The sequence below is a fragment of the Nostoc sp. WHI genome, from assembly GCF_015714725.1.
GTDB lineage: Bacteria > Cyanobacteriota > Cyanobacteriia > Cyanobacteriales > Nostocaceae > Nostoc.
Window position 1 is genome coordinate 63281 of sequence record NZ_WBKM01000366.1, and the last position, 10334, is coordinate 73614.

The 10334-nt window shown below is 43.0% G+C and carries 7 protein-coding genes; 3 read left to right on the top strand and 4 right to left on the bottom strand.

The genetic code is table 11. The features are described from left to right. Nucleotides 1-15: 15 nt before the first annotated feature. On the top strand, nt 16-1470 hold the full coding sequence (gene murD / locus F8S12_RS38095) for a UDP-N-acetylmuramoyl-L-alanine--D-glutamate ligase (protein WP_196521514.1): 1455 nt from the start codon (nt 16-18) through the stop codon (nt 1468-1470). Between the two features lie 46 nt (nt 1471-1516). Here murD and F8S12_RS38100 read toward each other — a convergent pair whose 3' ends face one another. The 4 genes from F8S12_RS38100 to F8S12_RS42185 form a co-directional block, all read right to left on the bottom strand. Continuing rightward, complete coding sequence (locus F8S12_RS38100; protein WP_196521515.1) at nt 1517-2800, bottom strand: RNA-guided endonuclease InsQ/TnpB family protein; 1284 nt, start codon at nt 2798-2800, stop codon at nt 1517-1519. A 166-nt stretch (nt 2801-2966) separates the two neighbouring features. Further along, complete coding sequence (locus F8S12_RS38105) at nt 2967-4172, bottom strand: glutathione S-transferase family protein (RefSeq protein WP_196521516.1); 1206 nt, start codon at nt 4170-4172, stop codon at nt 2967-2969. Nucleotides 4173-4521: 349 nt separating this feature from the next. Beyond that, complete coding sequence (locus F8S12_RS38110; protein WP_196521517.1) at nt 4522-4746, bottom strand: type II toxin-antitoxin system HicB family antitoxin; 225 nt, start codon at nt 4744-4746, stop codon at nt 4522-4524. 87 nt (nt 4747-4833) lie between these two features. Next, a complete protein-coding gene (locus F8S12_RS42185) occupies nt 4834-4941 on the bottom strand; it encodes a type II toxin-antitoxin system HicA family toxin (protein ID WP_331001492.1) in 108 nt (35 codons plus the stop codon). 480 nt (nt 4942-5421) lie between these two features. On the opposite strand from F8S12_RS42185, the gene nifJ reads away from it, so the two are divergent. Both nifJ and F8S12_RS38125 read left to right on the top strand, forming a co-directional pair. Beyond that, the gene (gene nifJ, locus F8S12_RS38120) at nt 5422-9012 is read left to right on the top strand and encodes a pyruvate:ferredoxin (flavodoxin) oxidoreductase (RefSeq protein ID WP_196521518.1); all 3591 of its coding nucleotides are present in this window, start codon (nt 5422-5424) and stop codon (nt 9010-9012) included. Between the two features lie 837 nt (nt 9013-9849). Continuing rightward, nucleotides 9850-10334, top strand: a 485-nt coding sequence (locus F8S12_RS38125) for an integrin alpha (protein ID WP_196521519.1), incomplete at its 3' end; no start/stop codon positions are given.

Sequence of the window (10334 nt, forward strand, 5' to 3'; positions counted from 1 at the left end):
TCTCTGCTGCAATCTATGTCCAGAGCTACTGTAATTGGATTGGGAAAGTCCGGTGTTGCTGCGGCGAGATTGTTGAAACGGGAAGGTTGGGAGGTAGAGCTGAGCGATGGCAACACCTCCGAAACCCTCCTCCAACAACAACAAGAACTCGCTGCCGAGCAAATAACCGTTAAACTAGGCCAATCCCTAGAGTTGAATGGTACTAATTTACCCCAATTAATAGTTGTTAGTCCTGGCGTACCTTGGGATATTCCCGTATTAGTTGAGGCGCGCCAATTAGGTATTGAAACCATCGGTGAAATAGAACTCGCTTGGCGAAATTTGCGATCGCTACCTTGGGTAGGAATTACCGGCACTAACGGCAAAACTACTACCACAGCTTTAATTGCTGCCATTTTCCAAGCAGCAGAATTAAATGCACCCGCCTGCGGTAATATTGGCTACGCTGCTTGTGAAGTTGCACTATCCGACAGGGAACAGAGGATAGGGGATAGGGAAAGAGGTGTGGAAACTCCAATCCAAAATCCAAAATCTAAAATCCAAAATTGTATTGATTGGGTAATTGCAGAAATTAGCAGCTATCAAATAGAATCTTCTGTCTCTCTTGCACCTCGTATCGGTGTTTGGACGACTTTTACACCGGATCATTTGAGTCGCCACAAAACTTTAGAGAACTACTACAATATCAAAGCAAAGCTATTGCATCAGTCCGAGTTGCAAGTATTTAATGGCGATGATCCCTACTTGAGTAAATTAGGTCTAAGCCATTGGCCTGAAGCCTATTGGACAAGTGTGAAGGGAAAAGATTTCTTAATTAGCGAAAAAGGCTTTTACATCGAAGACGGTTGGGTTGTGGAAAAGTTGACTGCAAGCTCTGCACCAGAACCGATTGTGAAAGTATCTACTTTGCGAATGGTGGGAGAACATAACCAACAAAATCTATTGATGGCAGTAGCAACGGCACGATTGGCGGGAATTAATTGTGATGCGATCGCGCGTGCAATTAGTGAGTTCCCTGGCGTTGCACATCGTTTAGAACATATCTGCACTTGGGAAGGTATTGATTTTATTAATGATAGCAAAGCCACCAACTACGATGCTGCCGAAGTTGGTTTAGCATCGGTTAACAGTCCAGCAATTTTAATTGCTGGTGGAGAAGCTAAAGCAGGTGATGATACTGCTTGGTTGGCAAAAATTAATTCCTTAGCTGCTGCTGTGTTATTGATTGGCTCTGCGGCTGGGGCATTTGCCCAACGCCTTCAAGATGTAGGGTATTATTCTTACGAAATTGTGGAAACAATGGAAAGAGCAGTCCCTAGATCGGCGGAATTAGCTAAACAGTATCAAGCGCCTGTGGTGTTGCTATCTCCTGCTTGTGCGAGTTTCGACCAATACCCGAATTTTGAAGTGCGGGGCGATCGTTTTCGTCAGTTGTGCCTGACGTGGGCGGGAGGAGGGGAGGTTCAATAGTTCTAAACCACATAGTCAAACATAGTCAGACATCTGCAACTTAGCTTTAAGCAACTCTACTTTCAGCATGGACACGCTTAAATAGTGGAGTTATCCGCCTTGGATGTACTACCAGACACCCCCTATCCCTTAGAATAGACTTGAGACAATCAAACCCTTCAGGATTACTTTTTCTGCCGATATTGAACGAGGCGTTCACGTCGGCATGAATCTTCAAACCACTTTTACTCACGTACCACGCTCTTTTCACACGCCTTCCTGAGAAGATGTGCTTTACCTTATTGTTACGGTCGAACGTTGGGATAATGTCCCAATCAATGAAAGAACCCTTGCTTGTGTAAGATTCCTCTCCAACCTTAACGGTGATGCCGACTTGTTCTAATTTATAAGTCAGTATCAGGGTAAATCTAGCGTGTGGTATTTGAGTAAAGTTCTGGTTTGTACGTTTACCTAAATTAAGATGTGTTTTCCATTGTTCATTTTTCCCTATTGAGACGTGGTTCACACCAAGAGATAGAAGTTTATCCACAATCATTTTCGTGGATTGATGCAAATATGAATCTACAAATTGATTCCGATTACGAACGATGTTTGCAATTCGCCTTGATTTACCTTTACCATTAGGCAGAAAGCCTCGAAACTTGGCAATCTGCTTGTTGTAAAATTGGTTTACTGATTTTAATGGTTTCCCGTTTACTATAATTGGCTGTATCTCTAGATCATTGAAAACAATCGTCGCTAGATTATCTAAACCAATATCTATCGCCGCATTCAACCCAGGATTTAAGCGACAATTGTAATCTGACAACTCTGGTATTTCATAAACTACTTCGATAACAAAGCATCCCGTTTTTGGGATAACCCGTACCTCGCACAAGTCATCAAACTTTAGTCCCGGTTTTACCGGAATCCTGATTGGCGACATTGATGGAACAATGCAACCGTTGCCAAATTCTCTTTTACCAATGGCTTGATTATTGAACTTGACTAGGTTTTTATCGTCAACATAACTGGGTGGTCTTGGTTTACCTGTGAACTTGGTTGGGTCGATTTTATAAGCGGATAATGCTTTGTAGTAAGCAATCCAGGCATCTGCATTCTGTTTTAATACGAGTTGAGCTACTTTTGCAGGTAAGGCTTTGTAATTCTCGTTTTGTTTAAATAAAGTATCCAAACTGGCTTGGGTTTGAGTTCCCCAACCGTAGAAAAATCCCTGACGTTGGGTGAATTGAGCCGTGTTATAAAGCTGTCGGGAAATAGTGGTAATGTCAGTGCAGTAATCAAACCAGTTATGTTCTTCTTTGATTACGTGCTTTTCTACTTGACGCATATTGATGAATTATTCGATGAGATCATTTTACCATTGAATAAGGGGATGAAAGACTATACCAGACTAGGTTAGACTAGATTTTTTTAAAGTTTTATTATACTCGGAAAATGACAGAAGAGGGATAACTGTTAGAGGAGCGCCATCTGCCAGGATGGGTGCCTAAATCCTACTTTCTGACAAAGTTAGACGGGTCTTGATCTCGTCGATCCTTAGTGGGAATAGGGGCTGGCTGCCCATCACCCGCAAAGGCTGCGGTTTTTTCCAGGGATTCCCTCAATCGCTTGGCTGCGTAAATGGACATATCTCGCGGTACATTAATGCGATCGCGCAAATATCTTAGAGCGACATCAGATCCCGATGGAGGTACACAGTCTTCACCGATCATCATGTGTGTTAAAGCACAACGTAGGGATTGATCAAACAATTTATCATCTAAGGGGTTGACTCGGATAATATTGATGCGGTGTTCGATAGTTCGTTGAAGAGCTTCCATGCGGGAGTTTTCGGGTTCTGGATAAGTAACATCTGGTAGCCCAAACCACGGCCCTTTATCCACCCGCGCTTTATTGAGAAGCATCTGGGTTTCGCCGTTTTCCCAACAGCCCCCCATCTGGGGCGGCAAATCATGTACGTGGGTGTGAAAGTCGCTCTGGGTACCGCAGTAGGTTGGTCGGCTTTCCATTGCCGCAAACCATGCGCTCAAGCGAGGGTTCTCCTCCCGCAGTGAGTAGCCCTTGTAGTAGTAAAGGCTTGCATTCATCCGTTCGAGATATGGCGTAAAAATGACATCGACGATGCCGAAGCTATCTAGAAAGTAAGGGCTTGGGGTGCTACCCAGAGCCTCCTCAACCCTAGCCACCACTCCGATAAATTGTTCTCGGTTGCGTTGTTCTTGTTGAGAGGAACCTGCTCTAGAGCACAGCCAAGTACACCAGGCTCTAAATAAAAGTCGTTCTAATTGACGTAGAGGAAGCACCGTGCGGTCTTCCATCCCTTGGCTCAATGGATCAAAAACTTTTTCCAAGGCGATCAAAATGTCATCGCTTTCCTTAATAATCCGTCCATCTAGCTCGATCGCGGGGAGCATTCCTGATGGTACCTTACGTTTGTACCAACTTTCTTTCTCCCCATAGCAGAACATTGTCACTTTTTCGATGCGGTAGGGGATCTGTTTTTCCTCTAGCCATAACCAAACTTTTTGACAGTAAGGACACCAGGCGTGGTTATCGCGGTACAGCGTTACCCGCACATTAGATTCTGGCTGACCAAACAAGCGCAACCTAGCTCTAGCGTTGGTAAGGCCATTAACGGTATCTATTTGATAGTCTGTGAGGGTTTCTAGTTCTTGCCAGCTTAAGGGTGCAGTAGTCATAGGGTGAGTTGTGTAGGGCAATACTTAGGACAATTCTATACTTTACAATATTTTCTAATTACACCAAGGCTTAATTTAGGTTATGTTGTAAAAACTTGTCAAAGACAAAAGCTGTGTATCCGGTGCAAAATTGTCAGCTAAAAGTGCGGTGCGATCGCATCATGACATCCACTTAAATACTCTAAAAGGATTGTTTAGTAGTAATTTAACGTGCCTTCAATGAACCTCTCGGCCTTGAATTTTAGTTCAAGTCTGTCTTTCTCTGAGTCGGAGAGATTTTTTAATTTAGCTAATTAGACAAATACTATATGAGCCGTCGAACTCACGTTAATTTGGTGATTTCTTATAATCATGTTTTGCTATAGTTTACAACTTCAACCTCATGAGCGATGCTTGTAGGTTGAGGAATAGGTAAACCATACTCTATCATTCCTTCTATATGAAATTCAATAGCTTCTGCAATCATCTCCTTGACTTCTTCTAAAGTTTCACCCACAGCTACACAACCGGGTAAATCAGGGATATAAGCAGAATAATTAGCATCCGCCTTTTCAATCACCACTACGTACTGCATTGCCGTTCTCCTTATCACTGTGATGCCTCAAAATACTACTTAGAGTACCAGGGGCTAAGTCATCAGACAATTTACCTGGAACTGTAACTAGACCGGATTGCTATATAGATGTTTGAACTGTCGATGACTGCCTTTAGTTCTATCAAGATACCAACCATCAGCTTCTAGTCGTTTGATAACTTCGCGTACTTTCATGATACTACTTATCTGTACAGATAAAATTTCTGCTCTACATAGAGTCGCTAATTAAGAAGTCAAAAGTCAATAAGATTTCCTGTTTTTGGGAAATTTCCTCATTTCGGGAATATTTTGTATCAGAGATTCCCGAACCTATACCCCACAAAAAAGAATAAATTATCTAAAAGTCTTATCAAAGAAAGATTTTGGTTATTGAGTACATTATTAATACATATTAATAGATGCAGTATTTCGGATGAGATATTAATAGATGCAGGATTTATTCAAAGTTAACTTAAGAGCCAAAAGACATCAATAAATCATCTTTAAACAAGGGTAAATCTCAATACAATTCGGATAATATCCCCTTTTTAACCGTTATCAGTAACTAGTGAACATAAATATTGCTGATAACTGTTCATTTATTTCCTGGCTCTGGTTATTATCACACGTTCTGATAATGCAGTTTAGATTAGATGCGGGGACAAAAATCAAATTATGAACCAAATCTTTGCAACCATCGACGGGAATGAAGCTGTTGCCCGTGTTGCTTACAAATTAAATGAAGTGATTGCCATTTATCCCATCACTCCCTCTTCAGCAATGGGCGAATGGGCGGATGCTTGGTCAGCAGAAGGTTGTCCCAACCTTTGGGGCACTGTTCCTAGCGTCGTCCAGATGCAGAGCGAAGGAGGAGCCGCCGGTGCTGTACATGGAGCATTGCAAACAGGTTCTCTGAGTACTACCTTCACGGCATCTCAGGGTTTATTGTTAATGATCCCCAACTTCTACAAAATTGCTGGTGAACTGACTAGCGCCGTGGTTCACGTTGCAGCCCGCTCTTTGGCGACTCACGCTTTATCAATTTTTGGCGACCATAGCGACGTGATGGCAGCTCGTGCTACTGGTTTTGCTCTACTGTGTTCTGCATCGGTGCAAGAGAGTCAAGACTTTGCTCTTATCGCCCATGCTGCTACTCTAGAGACGCGAGTCTCGTTTATGCACTTCTTTGACGGGTTCCGCACCTCACATGAAGTACAGAAGGTTAAACTGCTGACAGATGACGATTTGCGATCGCTCATCCACGATAATCTAATACTCGCTCACCGTAGCCGTGCACTCACCCCAGATCGTCCCGTATTGCGCGGTACTGCCCAAAACCCCGATGTCTACTTTCAAGGACGTGAAGGCGCTAACCCTAACTACAACGCCTGTCCTGAAATTGTTCAGCGCATCATGGATCAATTTGGAGAACGCACAGGAAGACATTACCAAATCTATGAATATTACGGAGCCAACGATGCCTCGCGCGTTATCGTTCTTATGGGTTCAGGCTGCGAAACCGTGCACGAAACGGTAGATTATCTTAACGCCCGTGGTGAAAAAGTTGGTGTGGTGAAAGTGCGACTTTACCGACCTTTTGATGTGCAACGGTTTATTGCTGTATTAGCAACAAGTGTACAAGCGATCGCTGTTCTTGACCGCACCAAAGAAGCAGGTAGCGTCGGTGAGCCGTTATATTTGGATGTCGTGGCTGCTATCCATGAAGCGTGGGGAGACAAGGGGGACAAGGGAGAGAATTTTATCTCATTCCCTAAAATTGTTGGTGGTCGTTACGGTCTTTCGTCTAAGGAATTTACGCCGGCGATGGTGAAGGGCATTTTTGACAACCTTGCCCAAGCTAAACCAAAAAATCACTTTACTATTGGGATTAATGACGATGTTACTTATACTTCTCTCAGCTTTGACCCTAACTTCTCTACAGAATCGGATCACGTTGTTCGGGCAATGTTTTATGGATTAGGTGCTGATGGCACTGTTGGGGCTAACAAAAACTCTATCAAGATTATTGGTGAAGAAACCGATAATTATGCCCAAGGCTACTTTGTCTATGATTCTAAGAAATCTGGCTCAATGACCGTTTCTCATCTGCGTTTCGGGAAAGAACCAATTCGCTCTACTTATCTGATTAACCAAGCCAACTTTATTGGTTGTCATCACTGGGGATTTCTGGAACGCATAGATATTTTGAAGGCTGCTATTCCTGGAGCAACTTTGCTGCTTAACAGTCCTTATGATGCAGATACAGTTTGGGAAAATCTGCCGTTCAAGGTGCAGCAGCAAATTATCGACAAGCAGTTGAAGTTATACGTGATTAATGCCAGCCAGGTTGCTCGTGAAAGTGGCATGGGTGGAAGAATTAACACTATTATGCAAGTCTGCTTCTTTGCCTTAGCGGGTGTCTTGCCACAAGAAGAAGCGATCGCTAAAATCAAACAAGCCATTGACAAGACTTACGGTAAAAAAGGCACAGAAGTTGTCCGCATGAACCTACAAGCTGTAGATAATACGCTAGACAACTTGCATAAAGTAAATATACCACAGACACTCCCCACTCCCCACTCCCTACTCCCCACTCCCCACTCTTCACTTAAATCCGCTCCCGAATTTGTGCGGGAAGTTCTGGGCAAAATTATGGTGTGGGAAGGGGATGACTTACCTGTTAGCACATTACCTGTTGATGGCATCTTTCCGGTAGGTACTGCCAAGTGGGAAAAGCGTAACGTTGCGGAAGAGATACCTGTGTGGGAACCGGATATCTGCGTCCAATGTGGTAAGTGCGTGATGGTTTGTCCTCACAGCGCCATCCGTGCAAAAGCTTATCAAGGAGATGAGTTAGTCCATGCACCAGGAACTTTTAAGTCAACTAATGCCAAAGATAAAGACTTTGCTAACCAAAAATTTACCATTCAAGTTGCCCCAGAAGATTGCACAGGATGCGCCATCTGTGTAGATATTTGCCCTGCCAAAAATAAATCTGAGCCATTATTTAAAGCGATTAATATGGCACAACAGTTGCCATTGCGGGAAGAAGAACGGAAAAACTGGGATTTCTTCTTAAGTTTGCCAAATCCTGATAGACGATCGCTAAAATTAAACCAGATTCGCCAACAACAACTGCAAGAACCTTTATTTGAATTCTCTGGTGCTTGTGCAGGTTGTGGTGAAACACCTTATTTAAAATTATTAACACAATTGTTTGGCGATCGCGCCGTCATTGCCAATGCTACAGGTTGCTCCTCAATTTATGGTGGCAATCTCCCCACAACTCCTTGGACAACCAACGCCCAAGGACGCGGCCCCGCATGGTCTAATAATTTATTTGAAGATAATGCCGAATTTGGTTTTGGCTTTCGTCTTTCCCTCGATAAACAAGCTGAATTTGCGGCGGAATTGTTGCAACAGTTGGGGAGTGAAATAGATGAAAATCTTGCTCAGTCGATTCTCAAAGTTGAACAAAAATCTGAGGCTGACATTTGGGAACAGCGCGAAAGAATAGAACTGTTGCAGCAGAAGTTAGATAAAATCGTAACTTTCAATCCTAATCTAAAATCTAAAATCCAAAATCTAAAATCTCTTGCCGATTACTTGGTGAGAAAAAGCGTCTGGATTGTTGGCGGTGACGGTTGGGCTTATGATATTGATTTTGGTGGTATCGATCATGTAATTGCTAGTGGTCGAAATGTCAACATTTTAGTCATGGATACAGAAGTGTATTCCAACACAGGCGGTCAATCATCTAAAGCTACACCACGAGCAGCAGTTGCTAAATATGCCGCCAGTGGTAAGCCTGCACCAAAGAAAGACTTGGGTTTGATTGCGATGACTTACGGAAATGTTTACGTAGCGAGTGTAGCCCTTGGTGCTAGAGATGAACATACTCTTAAAGCTTTTATAGAAGCAGAGGCTTATGATGGCCCATCATTGATTATTGCTTACAGCCATTGCATCGCCCACGGCATTAACATGACTACAGGGATGAATCACCAAAAAACTCTGGTAGAATCAGGTCGTTGGTTGCTGTATCGGCATAATCCAGAGTTGCTTAAACAGGGTAAAAATCCTTTGCAATTGGATATGCGATCGCCTACGCAATCAGTAGAACATTCGATGTATCAAGAAAATCGCTTCAAGATGCTCACCAAAAGTAAACCCGACCTAGCAAAGTACTTATTAGAACAAGCCCAAGCTGAGGTAAATACACGTTGGCAGATGTACCAATATCTCGCAAACCGCGATATTCTCTGAACATTAGCCTTGATTTTAGTTATAAATACTGCGACTTTAGTAACTCAAGTCGCAATTTTCGTTACAACATACCATTTTGGTTACTAAAATCGTTATTTTCTTTACAAAATAATCATTTTGGTTACTAAAGTCGTTATTTTTGTTACTAACGCTGTAGTTTAAGTTGTGTTGAACCCAAACTTTAGCTTGGAGATGCTGCGCGTAGCTTGCCTCCCCGTAGGGTTACGCTATCGGTAACACGAAAACTTTATATAGCACTTCCTAAAATTCACTTTAACTTTACCGTAATTACACTTAGCCTCTTGACAATGCTTAGATATTCATCAGATGATTTAAGCAATTTAACGGTTATAACAACCTCTTACAGCAGTTTTCATATATTTGAACCACATTTGCAGTAGGGGCACAGGATTGCTGTGCCCCTACTGCATGGTCTATTTACCTGAAAATAGCTCTAATGCCTACTATGAAGTTCCGCCTCGCTCAAAAGCATTTCCAGGTTTTACCTAAAAACGAGATTTATCAAACAACTCTAGCGTAGGCGTAGCCCGCCGTTAGGCATCGCACCAACCGATCAAACCACCAAAGATCAACTCTGTGCTACAAGACGCGCTGCGAGGTGCTACGGGAATTATGGAGTATTGGTATTGGGTCATTAATCGAGTTCTTCACTAGGGATGGATGAGATCAAAAGAGAGGTTTAGGGCGTACCTATTTTGGAATGCTTTGTAAAAAAGTGAGATGTTTTGTCTAAACCCTTAATTTATCATTTTCCGAGTTGATATATTAACTACGCAGTCAATAACTATTTAATAACTACATGTGGGAGACGTGATTATGGCTAATTCATTATTCAATTTCCTTAACCTCTCTGATTTGAATGGCACTAATGGCTTTTTAATTAACGGCGTTGCACCAGGTGAGTCTTCAAACGTCTCAGTCAGCAATGGGGGGGACATCAACGGTGATGGCATTGACGACCTGATTATTGGGGCAATAAATGCCGACCCCAACGGTAACTATAGTGCTGGGCAAAGCTATGTAGTATTTGGGGGGAGGAATCTGGGCAGTGGCGGCAGCCTCAACCTCTCTGATTTGAATGGCACTAATGGCTTTTTAATTAACGGCATTGCAGCAAGTGACAGTTTAGGCTCCTCAGTCAGCAATGGGGGGGACATCAACGGTGATGGCATTGACGACCTGATTATTGGGGCAAGTAATGCCTCCCCCAACGGCATCGGTGGGGCTGGGCAAAGCTATGTAGTGTTTGGGGGGAGGAATCTGGGCAGTGGCGGCAGCCTCAACCCCTCTGATTTGAATGG

Excerpts from the sequence above, each read along its gene's own strand:
- murD (WP_196521514.1), top strand. The coding sequence starts at position 16 with ATGTCCAGAGCTACTGTAATTGGATTGGGAAAGTCCGGTGTTGCTGCG.
- F8S12_RS38100 (WP_196521515.1), bottom strand. The coding sequence starts at position 2,800 with ATGCGTCAAGTAGAAAAGCACGTAATCAAAGAAGAACATAACTGGTTT.
- F8S12_RS38105 (WP_196521516.1), bottom strand. The coding sequence starts at position 4,172 with ATGACTACTGCACCCTTAAGCTGGCAAGAACTAGAAACCCTCACAGAC.
- F8S12_RS38110 (WP_196521517.1), bottom strand. The coding sequence starts at position 4,746 with ATGCAGTACGTAGTGGTGATTGAAAAGGCGGATGCTAATTATTCTGCT.
- F8S12_RS42185 (WP_331001492.1), bottom strand. The coding sequence starts at position 4,941 with ATGAAAGTACGCGAAGTTATCAAACGACTAGAAGCTGATGGTTGGTAT.
- nifJ (WP_196521518.1), top strand. The coding sequence starts at position 5,422 with ATGAACCAAATCTTTGCAACCATCGACGGGAATGAAGCTGTTGCCCGT.